15 protein-coding genes are annotated in these 14,243 nt (G+C 65.1%); 11 read left to right on the plus strand and 4 right to left on the minus strand.

Annotation, left to right across the window (positions count from 1 at the left end; translation table 11 throughout):
• Nucleotides 1-120 precede the first annotated feature (120 nt).
• A complete protein-coding gene (locus VSR82_RS26960; RefSeq protein ID WP_368584051.1) occupies nt 121-534 on the plus strand; it encodes a ribonuclease in 414 nt (137 codons plus the stop codon).
• A 16-nt stretch (nt 535-550) separates the two neighbouring features.
• Nucleotides 551-1,111: a barstar family protein gene (locus tag VSR82_RS26965; RefSeq protein WP_013090542.1), complete on the plus strand. Its 561-nt coding sequence runs from the start codon at nt 551-553 to the stop codon at nt 1,109-1,111.
• A 130-nt stretch (nt 1,112-1,241) separates the two neighbouring features.
• Here the strand turns inward: VSR82_RS26965 and VSR82_RS26970 are convergent, their stop codons facing one another.
• Together VSR82_RS26970 and VSR82_RS26975 are read right to left on the minus strand one after the other, a co-directional pair.
• Nucleotides 1,242-1,982: a 16S rRNA (uracil(1498)-N(3))-methyltransferase gene (locus VSR82_RS26970; RefSeq protein ID WP_429457898.1), complete on the minus strand. Its 741-nt coding sequence runs from the start codon at nt 1,980-1,982 to the stop codon at nt 1,242-1,244.
• Between the two features lie 19 nt (nt 1,983-2,001).
• Nucleotides 2,002-2,415 carry a VOC family protein gene (locus tag VSR82_RS26975; RefSeq protein ID WP_008923880.1) on the minus strand — a complete coding sequence of 138 codons (414 nt, stop codon included), beginning with the start codon at nt 2,413-2,415 and terminating at the stop codon, nt 2,002-2,004.
• A gap of 629 nt (nt 2,416-3,044) precedes the next feature.
• Between VSR82_RS26975 and tkt the strand changes: the two genes are divergently transcribed.
• Both tkt and gap read left to right on the plus strand, forming a co-directional pair.
• The gene (gene tkt / locus VSR82_RS26980) at nt 3,045-5,066 is read left to right on the plus strand and encodes a transketolase (protein WP_498858238.1); all 2,022 of its coding nucleotides are present in this window, start codon (nt 3,045-3,047) and stop codon (nt 5,064-5,066) included.
• Nucleotides 5,067-5,175: 109 nt separating this feature from the next.
• The gene (gene gap, locus VSR82_RS26985) at nt 5,176-6,186 is read left to right on the plus strand and encodes a type I glyceraldehyde-3-phosphate dehydrogenase (protein ID WP_013090539.1); all 1,011 of its coding nucleotides are present in this window, start codon (nt 5,176-5,178) and stop codon (nt 6,184-6,186) included.
• Between the two features lie 75 nt (nt 6,187-6,261).
• Here the strand turns inward: gap and VSR82_RS26990 are convergent, their stop codons facing one another.
• Nucleotides 6,262-6,948, minus strand: coding sequence for a FadR/GntR family transcriptional regulator (locus tag VSR82_RS26990; RefSeq protein WP_176380908.1), 687 nt, complete (start codon nt 6,946-6,948; stop codon nt 6,262-6,264).
• 235 nt (nt 6,949-7,183) lie between these two features.
• Here VSR82_RS26990 and VSR82_RS26995 point away from each other — a divergent pair, with 235 nt between their 5' ends.
• From VSR82_RS26995 to VSR82_RS27005, 3 genes are all read left to right on the plus strand, one after another.
• A complete protein-coding gene (locus VSR82_RS26995) occupies nt 7,184-8,512 on the plus strand; it encodes a C4-dicarboxylate transporter DctA (protein ID WP_410848617.1) in 1,329 nt (442 codons plus the stop codon).
• Between the two features lie 123 nt (nt 8,513-8,635).
• Complete coding sequence (gene alc, locus VSR82_RS27000) at nt 8,636-9,646, plus strand: allantoicase (RefSeq protein ID WP_429457903.1); 1,011 nt, start codon at nt 8,636-8,638, stop codon at nt 9,644-9,646.
• Nucleotides 9,647-9,673: 27 nt separating this feature from the next.
• Entirely contained in the window at nt 9,674-10,186 is a 513-nt protein-coding gene (locus VSR82_RS27005; protein WP_368584046.1) for an ureidoglycolate lyase, read from the plus strand.
• A 103-nt stretch (nt 10,187-10,289) separates the two neighbouring features.
• Here the strand turns inward: VSR82_RS27005 and fur are convergent, their stop codons facing one another.
• On the minus strand, nt 10,290-10,718 hold the full coding sequence (gene fur / locus VSR82_RS27010; protein WP_027198845.1) for a ferric iron uptake transcriptional regulator: 429 nt from the start codon (nt 10,716-10,718) through the stop codon (nt 10,290-10,292).
• A 152-nt stretch (nt 10,719-10,870) separates the two neighbouring features.
• Between fur and VSR82_RS27015 the strand changes: the two genes are divergently transcribed.
• The 4 genes from VSR82_RS27015 to VSR82_RS27030 all read left to right on the plus strand — a co-directional run bounded on the left by VSR82_RS27015 (nt 10,871) and on the right by VSR82_RS27030 (nt 14,177).
• Nucleotides 10,871-11,707: an outer membrane protein assembly factor BamE gene (locus tag VSR82_RS27015; RefSeq protein ID WP_410842478.1), complete on the plus strand. Its 837-nt coding sequence runs from the start codon at nt 10,871-10,873 to the stop codon at nt 11,705-11,707.
• 354 nt (nt 11,708-12,061) lie between these two features.
• Nucleotides 12,062-12,859, plus strand: coding sequence for a 4-hydroxy-tetrahydrodipicolinate reductase (gene dapB, locus VSR82_RS27020; RefSeq protein WP_498858239.1), 798 nt, complete (start codon nt 12,062-12,064; stop codon nt 12,857-12,859).
• 78 nt (nt 12,860-12,937) lie between these two features.
• Nucleotides 12,938-13,654, plus strand: coding sequence for a MotA/TolQ/ExbB proton channel family protein (locus tag VSR82_RS27025; RefSeq protein ID WP_429457908.1), 717 nt, complete (start codon nt 12,938-12,940; stop codon nt 13,652-13,654).
• A 91-nt stretch (nt 13,655-13,745) separates the two neighbouring features.
• Nucleotides 13,746-14,177 carry an ExbD/TolR family protein gene (locus tag VSR82_RS27030; protein ID WP_368584042.1) on the plus strand — a complete coding sequence of 144 codons (432 nt, stop codon included), beginning with the start codon at nt 13,746-13,748 and terminating at the stop codon, nt 14,175-14,177.
• The last annotated feature ends 66 nt before the right edge of the window (nt 14,178-14,243 follow it).

A 14,243-nucleotide genomic window follows, 5' to 3' on the forward strand; every position in this document is an offset into this window, starting at 1 on the left:
CCGCGCGGCGAGGCGGGGTGTCGTCGGGCCGTCGAACGTTGATTCCAAAGGCTATTAGCGATACCCTTACGACTTTCATGGTCGTCAAACTCGTGGTCTGACAGCGGGGAAACCTGATACATGGCACGCAACTGGTTGCGCATGAAAGGCGTGCTGATCGGTGCTGCCGCGCTCTGCGCGTTGTCAAGTTCGGCGCCCGAGGCGCTGGCGCGAGACTATTCGGCGCCAGCTGTGGCGGAAGCGCAGGTAGGCACCATCGCGCTGGCGCAATTGCCGCGCGAGGCGGTCGATACGTTGAACCTCATTGCTGCCGGCGGGCCTTACCCGTATCAGAAGGACGGCATCGTATTCGGCAACTACGAACGGGTGCTGCCCGCTCATCGGCGCGGCTATTACCACGAATACACCGTCCCCACGCCTCACGCGCGTAATCGCGGGGCGCGCCGCATCGTCTGCGGAGGTCCGCTACAGCGAACCGACAATTGTTATTACTCGGACGACCATTACACCAGTTTTAACCGTATTGTTGAATGACATTGGGATGAACGGCATGAGCGACAACATCTACGCGCACGATTCCGGAGTCGCGACGGATCTTTTCGCGGCCGGCGACGGCAATTTGTTCCAACGCGTCATGAAGATGCGCGCCGACGAGCAGGGTCGCGACAACCAAAGCGAGGCTGGCACGGTGGTTTCATCGAACGAAGAGCCCATGAGCCTTTTCAGGACGGTGCGGCCGAACATCGTGCAGTCGATCCGCGCGTTCCGCGTGCAGGATCTCGCCGACGAGGCCAACCACCTTGGCCAGCACTTTCTGTATGCGTATTGCGCGAACGCCGCCTCGAAGCAGGAAGTGCTCGAGACGATCGCGACGTCGTTTCTGTTTCCCAAGCATTTCGGCAAGAATTACGACGCGCTCTACGATTGCCTGACCGACCTCGTGCACAAGGCCGGCGCGCAGCCTGGCTTCGTAATCGTGCTCGAACACCTGCCGATCGCGCAGAAATTCGACAAGGAAGGGCGCGAAACGCTGCTCGACGTGTTCCGTGAAGCGGCCGAATTCTGGGCCGAGCGCAAGGTCGCGTTCCGGGTGTTTTACTCGTTCGCCTGAGGCTCGTAGAATGTTCGCCTGTTCAGGCGTTTCTGCTTGGACCTGGCAGTTAACGTCGCGGTATAAACGGCAAAGGCCCGCTAATTAGCGGGCCGTTGTTTTTTGCGGCGCTGCTTGTGGAAGCTCCCGCTTACCAACCACCCCAGCGCGCCGCAAGCGCGGCAAGCACCGCGATCCCCGCGGTTTCCGTGCGCAGCACACGCGGGCCCAAGCCGACTGCGGTAAAGCCCTGTTCAATGGCGGCAGTTTCCTCGTCGGCGGAAAGGCCGCCTTCGGGGCCGATCAGCAGCGTCACGCCACCCGGCGGCGGCGCGTCCGGCAGCGCCGCAAAGCCGATGCTCGCGCGCGGCGACAGCAGCAGGCGCAACTCGTCGGGCGCCGGCTCGCGCGCGAGGGTATCGAGCCACGCGCCAATCTCACACACCGGCATCACGTCTGGCAGCCGATTACGCCCGCACTGTTCGCACGACGCCCGCACCACACCCTGCCAGTGCTGCTGCCGCCGCTGTGCCCGCTCGCCGGTCAGGCGCACGACGCTGCGCGCGGTCGCGAGCGGCACGAAGCCAGAGGCGCCGAGTTCGACCGCCTTCTCGATCAACCAGTCCATCTTGTCGCCGCCTGCAATGCCTTGGGCGAGCGTCAGCCGATACGGCGGCTCGACCTCCACCGCGCGAAATTCGCCAATTTTCACGCGAGCCGAACGACGCTCGACCTCGACGAGTTCGGCGCCGTATTCGCCGCCCTGGCCGTTGAACAGCACCAACGAGTCGCCAGGCTGCAGACGCAGCACGGCCACGTGGCGCACGACGTCGTCGGGCAATGCGATCACGTCATCGGGATAAAGCAGCGCATCAACAAAAAAACGGGGCATCGACGAAAGACTCTCGGATTCAGGAAAGGTGGCGGGCGAGCGCCCAGCGATAGCCGTCGATGTCTTCGACCTGCGCAAAGCGGTCGCCCCAGAACTGGTCCTGCGGCTCGCTCAGCGACTTGGCGCCGGCCGCGAGCGCGCGAGCATACACGGCATCGACGTCCTCGACATAGACATAGAACGATTGCGGCGCGATCGTGCCCGCGCTCTTCGGCGTCTTCGCGGTCGAGCCGAACGCGCCTTCGGGCGCGAACATCACGATCAATTGGCCTTGATAGGTCATCTCGACGTGCATGACGACGCCATCGTCCTGCACGCTGTCGCGCACGTCGAAGCCGAACGCCGCCGAAAAAAACGCCGTCGACGCGCGCGCGTCGCGCACCGTCAGATAGGGGGTCAGCCAGGGCACACCGGCGGGGCGAGGGGCGGTCATGGAGTTCTCCGGATCTCGTGGGGCAGCGTGGCCACTGTTGCGGGTTTCGCTCCGGCGCGGCATGCCGGCTTCGCTCGAACCGGTTCGCTCCAGGTGTCCACGCTTCAAATGGATGGTTTCGTCGTCGGACTCAGTTTATCGCGCGCCGTTCGCGCTGCCGAGAGTTGCCCCGCGTGCACCGCTGGTTCGTCATGACGCAGCGAATCGATGCGGTATGCGGCGGGACGTTCGGCGAGCGTGCGAATCGGTCGGGCCGTAGCGGAGCTCGCTAGACATCCGGGCATCGAGCGGACCGAGCCGCGCATGAGGAAATCCGTAGACGGCGCCGGCACAAGGCTGGAACAATAACGGGGCGTCCACGGCGGACGGGCTCGATCGGCAGCGTGGGCAAAACAGCTGCTCGGATCGTGAATGCCGCCGCCGGGCGGAGTGCGTTGAACCGCGCGGCCGGGCGGGTTTCCGGCCGGGTAGGGGTTAACCTTCTGCTAGAATGTGACGCTTTCAGCCTTGTCCGCTTGCTCTGCCCGTTTCGCGTCTCCTGGCGCCGCATCGTGCGCCGTAGCGAACTGGCCGCCGAGCTTCCGGGCCTCAAGCGCGCTCCGCTTTCTGACTCTGTCTCCGGACTCGACATGACGACCCCGTCTCCCGCACCCACTTCCCTGATGGCTAACGCGATCCGCGCGTTGTCCATGGACGCCGTTCAAAAGGCGAACTCCGGCCACCCGGGCATGCCGATGGGCATGGCCGAAATCGGCGTTGCCCTGTGGTCGCGTCATCTGCGCCATAACCCGAAGAACCCGCAATGGGCCGATCGCGACCGCTTCGTGCTGTCGAACGGTCACGGCTCGATGCTGCTGTACTCGCTGCTGCATTTGACCGGCTACGACCTGCCGATGGAAGAGCTGAAGAACTTCCGCCAGCTCCATTCGAAGACGCCGGGTCATCCGGAATACGGCATCACGCCGGGCGTCGAGACGACCACCGGCCCGCTCGGCCAGGGTCTCGCGAACGCGGTCGGCATGGCGCTCGCGGAGTCGCTGCTCGCCACAGAATTCAACAAGCCCGACGCGAAGATCGTCGACCACCACACGTACGTGTTCGTCGGCGACGGCTGCCTGATGGAAGGCATCTCGCACGAAGCCTGCTCGCTCGCGGGCGTGCTCAAGCTGAACAAGCTGATCGCGTTCTACGACGACAACGGCATCTCGATCGACGGCGAAGTGGTGCACTGGTTCCACGACGACACGCCGAAGCGCTTCGAAGCGTACGGCTGGAACGTGATCCCGAACGTGGTCGGCCATGACGTCGACGCGGTCGACGCGGCGATCAGACAGGCGAAGCAGTCGGACAAGCCGACGCTGATCTGCTGCAAGACCGTGATCGGTGAAGGCGCGCCGACCAAGGCGGGCTCGCACGACTCGCACGGCGCGCCGCTCGGCGACAAGGAAATCGCGGCAACGCGCGAAGCGATCGGCTGGAAGTGGGAGCCGTTCGTGATCCCGCAGGAAGTCTACGCGGCATGGGATGCGAAGGACGCGGGCGCGCGCCTTGAATCCGAGTGGGACAAGGCGTTCGCCGCCTACGCGGCCAAGTATCCGCAGGAAGCCGCCGAGTTCAAGCGCCGCAGCGCGAAGCAGCTGCCGGCCGACTGGAAAGACAAGGCGAAAGCGATCATCGCGGGCGCGAACGAACGCGCTGAGACCGTCGCGACGCGTAAGGCGTCGCAGCAGGCCATCGAAGGTCTGTCGGCCGTGCTGCCCGAACTGCTCGGCGGTTCCGCCGACCTGACCGGCTCGAACCTGACCAACTGGAAAGCCGCGAAGCCGGTGCGCGTGAATGCCGAAGGCCGTGCCGCCGGCAACTACGTGAACTACGGCGTGCGCGAATTCGGCATGAGCGCCGCGATCAACGGCGTCGCGCTGCATGGCGGCTACAAGGCATTCGGCGGCACGTTCCTGACGTTCTCGGACTACAGCCGCAACGCGCTGCGCGTCGCCGCGCTGATGAAGTCGCAGTCGATCTTCGTGTTCACGCACGACTCGATCGGTCTCGGCGAAGACGGCCCGACCCACCAGTCGATCGAACACGTCGCGAGCCTGCGCCTGATTCCGAATCTGCAAACGTGGCGCCCGGCCGATACGGTCGAAACCGCGGTGGCCTGGACCCATGCGATCGAGCATGAAGGTCCGTCGTGCCTGATCTTCAGCCGTCAGAACCTGCAGTTCAACGAGCGCACCGACGCGCAGATCGCCAACATCGAGAAGGGCGGCTACGTGCTGCGCGACTGGGAGGAAGAGATCGTCGCGCGTAAGATCATCCTGATCGCGACGGGCTCGGAAGTCGAACTGGCGATGAAGGCCGTCGAGCCGCTCGCGCGCGAAGGCATTGCCGCACGCGTCGTGTCGATGCCGTCGACAACGGTGTTCGACAAGCAGGACGCCGAGTACCGCGAACGCGTGCTGCCGCATGGCGTGCGCCGCGTCGCGATCGAAGCGGGCGTGTCGGATTTCTGGCGCAAGTACGTGGGTCTGGAAGGCGGCGTGGTCGGCATCGACACGTTCGGCGAGTCGGCCCCGGCAGGTGTGCTGTTCAAGCATTTCGGTTTCACCGTCGAGCACGTGGTGGCGACGGTCAAGGCCGCTCTCGGCTGATGGTTGCGTCGCGTTGCCGTCGTGCCCGTGGATGCGCGGGGCAACGCACCGAACCGGATGTCCGACCAGGCGAACATAAACGGATTTTTTAGCCATCAGGAGATAAATCATGACGATTCGCGTCGCAATCAACGGCTACGGCCGGATCGGCCGCAATACCCTGCGCGCCTTCTATGAAAACGGCAAGAAGCACGATATCGAAATCGTCGCCATCAACGATCTGGGCGATGCGAAGACCAACGCCCACCTGACGCAGTACGACACCGCGCACGGCAAGTTCCCGGGCCAGGTGTCGGTGGACGGCGACTACCTCGTCGTGAACGGCGACAAGATCCGCGTGCTGGCGAACCGCAACCCGGCCGAACTGCCGTGGGGCGAGCTGGGCGTCGACGTCGTGATGGAGTGCACGGGCTTTTTCACGACCAAGGAAAAGGCCAGCGCGCACATCAAGGGCGGAGCGAAGAAGGTCATCATCTCGGCGCCGGGCGGCAAGGACGTCGACGCGACCGTCGTCTACGGCGTGAACCACAACGTGCTGAAGGCATCGGACACGGTCATCTCGAACGCATCGTGCACGACCAACTGCCTCGCGCCGCTGGTCAAGCCGCTGAACGACAAGATCGGTCTCGTGAATGGCCTGATGACGACGATCCACGCGTACACGAACGACCAGGTTCTGACCGACGTGTACCATGAAGACCTGCGCCGCGCGCGTTCGGCTACGCATAGCCAGATCCCGACCAAGACCGGTGCTGCATCGGCGGTCGGCCTCGTGCTGCCGGAACTGAACGGCAAGCTGGACGGCTATGCAATCCGCGTCCCGACGATCAACGTTTCGGTCGTCGACCTGTCGTTCATCGCCGCGCGCGACACGACGGTCGAGGAAGTCAACGCGATCATGAAGGAAGCATCGGAAGGCTCGCTGAAGGGCGTTCTCGGTTACAACGACGCACCGCTCGTGTCGATCGACTACAACCACAACCCGGCTTCGTCGACGTTCGACTCGACGCTGACCAAGGTGTCGGGCCGTCTCGTGAAGGTGTCGAGCTGGTACGACAATGAGTGGGGCTTCTCGAACCGCATGCTGGACACGGCTGTGGCGCTCGCGAACGCGAAGTAAGCTGCCGGTTTCACGCTGCATGAGAAAGCCGCTTCTCGGAGCGGCTTTTTGTCGTCTGCGGTATCGGCGCGGCGGCTACGGCGTCGGGAAATAGACGCCCGCGCGCTGCGCGGCGTTCGCGATGTGCGTCTCGATCGCCTTGCCGGCCGCGAGCGAATCGCGGGCCTTCAGCGCGTCGAGTATCGCGCGATGCTCGGTGTAGGTGGACAGCACCCGCTCGCGCCGGTAGAACGGCATGCGCTGGCTTTCCTTCATGATCTCGGCGCTGCTGCGCAGGATCGACTCGATCGCCGCATTGCCCGCGATACTGACGATGCGCATATGGAACGCGTAGTCGAGCCGCGCCGCTTCGTCGAGTTCCTCGCAGGCGAGCGCGCTTTGCATCGCGGTGACGTTTTCCTCGAGCCACGCGAGGTCGTCGTTGGTGACCGCGAGCACCGCCATGCGCGCAACGAAGCCTTCGAGCGCGTAGCGCATCTGATACGTGTCGGGCAGCGACGACTGCTCGGCGAAACGCCACGCCTGAGCGGTTTTCGCCTGCGCGCTTTCCACGTACACGCCCTTGCCGGGGCGGATCACCAGCAGGCCGAGCGCTTCGAGCGTGGAGAGCGCTTCGCGCAATGACGCTCGGCTGATCGACAGTTCATCGGATAGCTGGCGCTGCGCCGGCAGCAGGCTGCCCACCGGATAGACGCCCGCTTCGATGCGCTCGCGGATGGTCGCGATGGCCGCGTCAGTGACGGTGTGCGGGACGTTTTTCATAAAAGCTCACTTGGTGGCGTGGTCTGACCGCAATTCTAATACGCGGTCGGAAACGGCGCGCCGCACGGCGTCGCGCATCCTGAATCCGACCCGAAATCGCCGAAAAAATAACGGGTAAACACTGCTCGATCAGTCCTTGACGGGACTATATCGGCTTCCTACCATTCGCCATAACAGTACTGGTCGGACCAGTCTGAACAGAAGTGACCGAGACAACCATCCGCAGGAGGAAGCCGTGTTGAAATTCTTCAATTCGCTATTTGGCCGGGTCGTGATAGCGCTCGTGGTCGGCATCGTGCTCGGTGCCGTGTTTCCGCATTTCGCGCAGTCCTTGCGGCCGCTCGGCGACGGCTTTCTGAAGCTGATCAAGATGGTGATCGGACCGATCGTGTTCTGCGTGGTGGTGAGCGGCATGGCGCACGCGGGCGATTTACGCAAGGTCGGCCGCGTCGGCTTGAAGTCGGTGATCTACTTCGAGGCGATGACGACGATCGCGCTCGTGATCGGCGCGGTGCTCGCTTACGTGACGCGTCCGGGCGCCGGCATGAACGTGAACCTGAGTTCGCTCGATGCGGCGTCGCTCACGACCTATACCGAGCACGCGAAGAGCCTGAAGGACACCGCGGGCTTCCTGCTGAAAATCATCCCCGACACGGCGATCAACGCGTTCGCGACCGGCGACATCCTGCAGATCCTCGTGTTCTCGGTGCTGTTCGGCTCGGCGCTGTCGCTGCTCGGCAAGCGCGCGCAACGCGTGAGCGGGTTGATCGATGAACTGTCGCAGGTGTTCTTCCGCGTGATGGGCTTCATCATCAAGCTCGCGCCGCTCGGCGTGCTCGGCGCGATCGCGTTCACGACCGGCACCTACGGCGTCGAGTCGCTCAAGCAGCTCGGCATGCTCGTGCTGGTGTTCTACGCGAGCTGCGTGGTGTTCGTCGTGCTCGTGCTCGGCGCGGTGATGCGGCTCGCCGGCTTCAGCATCTTCAAGCTGATCCGCTATCTGCGCGAAGAACTGTCGATCGTGCTCGGCACCGCGTCGTCCGACGCCGTGCTGCCGCAGATCATGCGCAAGCTCGAATGGATGGGCGTCAAGGATTCGACGGTCGGTCTCGTGATTCCGACCGGCTACTCGTTCAACCTCGACGGCTTCTCGATCTATCTGACGCTCGCGGTGCTGTTCATCGCGCAGGCGACCAATACCCCGCTGTCCGTCCACGACCTGATCGTCGTCGTGCTGGTGTCGCTGGTGACGTCGAAGGGCGCGCACGGCATTCCGGGCTCGGCGATCGTGATTCTCGCGGCGACGCTGTCCGCGATTCCCGCGATTCCGGTGCTCGGTCTCGTGCTGATTCTGCCGGTCGACTGGTTCGTCGGCATCGCCCGTGCGCTGACCAATCTGATCGGCAACTGCGTCGCGACGGTGGTGGTCGCCGTATGGGAAAACGATATCGACAAGGCGCGCGCACACCGCGTGCTGAATCGCGACGCGGCACTGCGCTACGTGCCGGCCGTCGACGACACACTCGCCGAGCCGGGCGCTGGCGAACACGCGGCGGCACTCTGACGGCGGCGCGCCCGCCCTGGTCTGACCAGACCGACCGGAACCGTACCTAGACAGTTTTTTCGCAAACCGGCGGCCCCGTGGCGCCGCCGGCCGTTTCTGACCTCTTCGACACTGACCGACATCATGGCCAACCCGATCCTCGACCCGAACGCTCCCGCCTTCACGCGCCGCTATATGAACCTCGCCGATCCGCGCCTCGGCGCGAAGGCGCTGTTCGCCAGCGACGAATTCTTCGCACCGAAAGAGCGCATGCTCGAGCCGCAGCCGGCGGTGTTCATCCCCGGCAAATACGACGACCACGGCAAGTGGATGGACGGCTGGGAGACGCGCCGCAAGCGCACGAACGGCCACGACCATTGCGTGATCCGTCTCGCGCGGCCGGGCGTCGTGCATGGCGTCGATCTCGACACGAGCCACTTCACCGGCAATTTCCCGCCGGCGGCGTCGATCGATGCCTGCCACAGCGACGCTGACGTGCCGCCAGAGCACGCCGACTGGCAGCCGCTCGTGCCGGCGACGACGCTACAGGGCAACCAGCATCACTACGTCGAAGTGAAAGACGCGCGCCCGGTCACCCATCTGCGCGTGAATCTATACCCGGACGGCGGGCTCGCGCGACTGCGCGTGTACGGGCAGCCGCAGCGGGACTGGAGCCGCGTCGAGCGCGGCACGCTGCTCGATCTCGCCGCGATCGAGAACGGCGCGTACCTCGTCGCCGCGAACAACCAGCATTTCGGGCCGGCCTCGCAGATGCTGATGCCGGGCCGTGGCGTGAACATGGGCGACGGCTGGGAAACCCGGCGCCGTCGCGAGCCGGGCAACGACTGGGCGATCGTCGCGCTCGCACGGCCAGGCGTGATTCGCAGGATCGAAGTGGACACGGCGCACTTCAAGGGCAACTTCCCGGACCGCTGCTCGCTGCAGGCGGCATCGGTGACGGGCGGCACCGACGATTCCCTCGTCACGCAGGCGATGTTCTGGCCGGTGCTGCTCGGCGAACAGAGACTGCAAATGGATCACGTGCACACGTTCACGGACGACCTCGCCGCGCTCGGGCCGGTCACGCACGTGCGCTTCAACATCTTCCCGGACGGCGGCGTGTCACGCCTGCGTCTGTGGGGCGAGATCGCTTAACGCACGCAACATCAGGGAGCGGCACGCATGAAGATCCTGCAGATGGAACGCCTGACGCGCGCGGCCTTCGCGCTGTTCGGCGATGTGATCGAACTCGACGGCGCGCGTCACTTTCCGATCAATGGCGGTACGACCGAGCGCTATCACGACCTCGCGCGCGTCGACGTGGCGGAGCAGGGCGGCCGGCCGCTCGTCAATCTGTTTCGCGCGCAGCCGCGCGCGCTGCCCGTCGAGATCACGATGATGGAGCGGCATCCGCTCGGCAGCCAGGCTTTCATTCCCTTACGCGCGGGCCGCTATCTGGTGGTGGTCGCGCCGGCCGGCGAGTTCGACGCCACGCGGATGCGCGCGTTCTGGACCGACGCGTGGCAGGGCGTCAATTACGCGAAAGGGGTTTGGCACCATCCGCTGCTCGCGTTGGATCAGGTCAGCGAGTTCATCGTCGTCGATCGTGGCGGCGACGCGCCGAATTGCGACGAATTGCAGTTGGCCGAGCCGTGGCGGCTCGCCTTCGAGCCGAGCGTGGAACTAGCCGGATAGCCGTATTTGCCGCCGCTGAACAAAAAAGACCCGACCGATTCTCATCGGCCGGGTCTTTCTTCTGACTTGCCAGGCCGCGTACTCGCACGCGGCCCGCCACGCATCAGTGCTTACGATGCGGGCAATTTTCCTTCGTGCACGCCCCATACAGTGCGAGCGCGTGCTCCTGCAGCTTGAAGCCGCGTGCCTTGGCGATGGACTGCTGACGACTTTCGATTTCGGGGTCGAAAAACTCTTCCACGAGCCCGCAATCGAGGCACACGAGGTGATCGTGGTGCGTCCCCTCGTTCAGTTCGAACACCGCCTTGCCCGATTCGAAATTGCTGCGCGAGAGCAGGCCGGCCTGCTCGAATTGCGTCAGCACGCGATACACGGTGGCGAGACCGATATCGAGTTCCTCGTGCAGGAGGTTGCGGTACACGTCTTCGGCGGTTAAATGACGTACCGGGCTGTGTTGGAAAATCTCAAGAATTTTGAGGCGCGGAAGGGTCGCCTTGAGCCCGATATTCTTGAGATCGGTTGGATTGGTCATGACAAGGGATCCCTAGAGTACAATGCTGGGCTCTCATAGTAATGTGTTTTGCCGTTCTGGTCATTTTCGATGGAATGAGCGCGGCCCGCAAGCGGGCCCGCACGGTGAGTGAAATGATTTCTAAATCTCAATTGATTTACCGGGGGAGCCGCATGCGGGGTACCTTGATCGCTGTCGCGACTGTCGCGGTTCTTGCCGGATGTTCCACGTACGACAGCCTGACCCAGCGCGTTGCCCAAAGCATTACGCCGTATCGGATTACGGTCGTGCAAGGTAACTTCGTGTCGCAGGAAATGGCCGGCCAGATGAAGGTCGGCATGACGCGCGCACAGGTGCGTCAAGTGCTCGGCACACCGCTGTTGACCGACATGTTCCACGCGGATCGCTGGGATTACACGTTCTATTTCAAGCGCGGCAACACCTCGATCGTTCAGCAACGCGACTTCGTCGTGTTCTTCTCGGGCGACACCGTGACCCACTGGACGGGTGGCGAGGATCTGCCGACCAATCTCGAATTGCTGGCCGAAATCGACGGCGACCGCGGTGGCCGTCGCTCGACCGCGACGCCGCCGGCCGCTGCGAGCGCGGCCGTGGCCGCCAGCGATGCAGCCGCCGCAAGCGCGGCCGCTGCCGCCGCGGCGCCGGCCACGGTGGATACGACGCGCTCGCCGTCGGTCGAAGGCGCCCAGCAGGCCGCCACGCCGTCCATGGACGCCAACGCGGAAGCCGCCCAGGCGGCCAATCGCGCGACCAGCGCGGTGTCGACGCCGAGCCGCACGCCGTCCGTCCGTTCGGCCGTGCCGAGAGCTGGCGCCGGCGGGATCCCGACGCAAGGCCCGACGGCCGGCGGCCAGCCGCAGTTCCAGTTCAAACGTCCGCCGCCGCCGGCGCCGGAAAACGAGAGCAACCCGGTCGGCCCGACGGGCTCGCAAAGCGGCGACAGCTCGACGCCGAACGGTTCGCCGTCGACGTCCGGAACGAGCAACTGATCCGCTTGTCGGTGTTGTGAGGCGGGCTGCGCGCCACATGTGCAGCGCCCGCCAGGTGTGTGTTTGTCCGGCGTCAGGCGAGGCCGGAAATGCGCCGCTTGGGCCGCATGAACCTGGTGCCGCAGTGCGCCGCGGCAGTGGGGCGCCGCAGCGGGCCGTATCAGTCAGTCACCTGAGCGAGCCGTCCCGGTTGGCCGCGCGCGTTGGCTTCAGCAGCGAGCCGACCGACCTCGCCGCAAGATCGTGCCGCCTGTCGCCGCTTGTCCCTATATCGACCGGGCGCATTCCCCGGCACACTGGTCGGTGCATTCGCCGGGCTCCATCCCGGTTGACTCTTTCCGAATCCTCATCGTCATGAAAATTGCCATTGCAGGCGCATCGGGCCGTATGGGCCGCATGCTGATCGAAACCGTCCTCAACGATGCCGACGCGACGCTCTCCGGCGCGCTGTGCCGCACGGGCGCGGCGCAGCTTGGCCAGGACGCCGGCGCGTTTCTCGGCAAACAGACCGGCGTGCTGCTGTCCGACGATATCGAGCGCGTCTTTGCCGAATCCGACCACCTGATCGACTTCACGCGCCCGGACGCGACGCTCGCGCATCTCGAAGCCGCGCAGCGCCACGGCGTGAAAATGGTGATCGGCACGACCGGCTTCGACAACGCGCAAAAAGCGCAACTGCGCGCGGCGGCGGAAAAGATCGGGATCGTGTTCGCGTCGAACATGAGCGTCGGTGTGAACGTCACGCTGAAGCTGCTCGAATACGCGGCGCGGCACTTCTCGACCGGCTACGACATCGAGATCATCGAGGCGCATCATCGTCACAAGGTCGATGCGCCGTCCGGCACCGCTCTGACGATGGGCGAAGTGATCGCGGGCGCGCTCGGCCGCAATCTCGACGACTGCGCGGTCTACGGCCGCGAAGGCGTGACCGGCGAGCGCGATCCGTCGACGATCGGCTTCTCGGCGATTCGCGGCGGCGATATCGTCGGCGATCATACGGTGCTGTTCGCGGGCATCGGCGAGCGCATCGAGATCACGCACAAATCGGCGAGCCGCCTGTCGTATGCACAAGGCGCGCTTCGTGCTGTACGCTTCCTCGAAGGCCACGACAACGGCTTCTTCGATATGCAGGACGTGCTCGGCCTGCGTTGAGCGAAGTTCGTTGCGCATAGGCGGGGCAGCGCATCCCGAGCGCGCCCTCCCGAAGTCACTTTCCGAAGGCGAGGTCAGATGGCAGCCAGCAGCGGCATCATTCATTACCTGCAAACGAGCGACGCGATCACGCTTGCGGTCGCCTACGTACTGCTGGCCATGTCGATTGCGAGCTGGTGTTTTCTGATCGTCAAGAGCTGGATTCTGACGCGCGCGAAACGCCAGTCCTCGCGGGCGATCGCGCGCTTCTGGCAGGCGCCGACGCTCGCCGAAGGCGTCGCCATCCTGCGCCGCACCGACCGCGAGCGCGTGTTCGCGCCGCTCGCCGAAGCGGCGCTCCATGCGGCCGAGGTCGACATTCCCTGTGCGCTGCTCGCGCGCGTCGAGCGCAGCGAACGGGTGCTGCGCGCGCTGCGCCAGGCGCTCAACGCGTCGCAGCGGCGGCTCGAGTTCGGTCAGGTGCTGCTGGCGTCGGTCGGTAGCACCGCGCCGTTCGTCGGTCTGCTCGGCACCGTGTGGGGCATCTATCACGCGCTCGGCAGCATCGCGGCGAGCGGGCAGGCGCAGATCGAGAACGTCGCGGGACCGGTCGGCGAGGCGCTGATCATGACCGCTTTCGGTCTCGTGGTCGCGATTCCGGCGGTGCTCGGCTACAACGTGCTGGGCCGCCTCGTGCGGCAATTGACCGAGGACCTGGACGGATTCGCGCACGATTTGCACGCGTACGTGTGCTCGCCCGAGCACGCGGCGACGCCGCCGCGCGCGCAGCAGGCGGCGCACGAGGCACACCGCTGACGCCTGGCGTGCGGCGGGCCCGATAAATCGCGACCTACCCCACACGACACACCGCCCATCGCAGGACCAAACTCAGACGCAAGGAGGCGACATGGCATTCGGCGGACTCGAGAAGAAGCAGACGGCCGCGCCGATGGCCGAGATCAACATGACGCCGCTGATCGACGTGATGCTGGTGCTGCTGGTGATTTTCATCATTACCGCGCCGCTGTTCTCGCACGCGATCCGGCTCGATCTGCCGAAGGTCGCGGCGGCGCCCGCGCGCCAGACCCCGCAGACCATCTCGCTGTCGATCGACGGCGCCGGCAAGCTCTACTGGAACGGCAAGCCGATCACGCTCGCGCAGATGCGCATGCAGTTCGCCGAGGCCGGCAAGCAGGCGGACCAGCCGGACATCCAGCTGCGCGCGGAGCGCTCGACGCGCTACGAAGTGATCGCGCAGGTGATGGGCGCCGCGCAGCAAGCGGGGCTCGAGCGGATCGGCTTCGTGACGGACCCGCCGCCGCCCGCCGCGCAGCACTGAGCATCACCGGGCGCCGCCGGGCGCGCACCGCGTCGACGAATCCGGCGTACCCCGCCCCGCACCATG

Source organism: Burkholderia sp. JPY481 (assembly GCF_038900515.1).
Taxonomy (GTDB): Bacteria; Pseudomonadota; Gammaproteobacteria; order Burkholderiales; family Burkholderiaceae; genus Paraburkholderia; species Paraburkholderia youngii.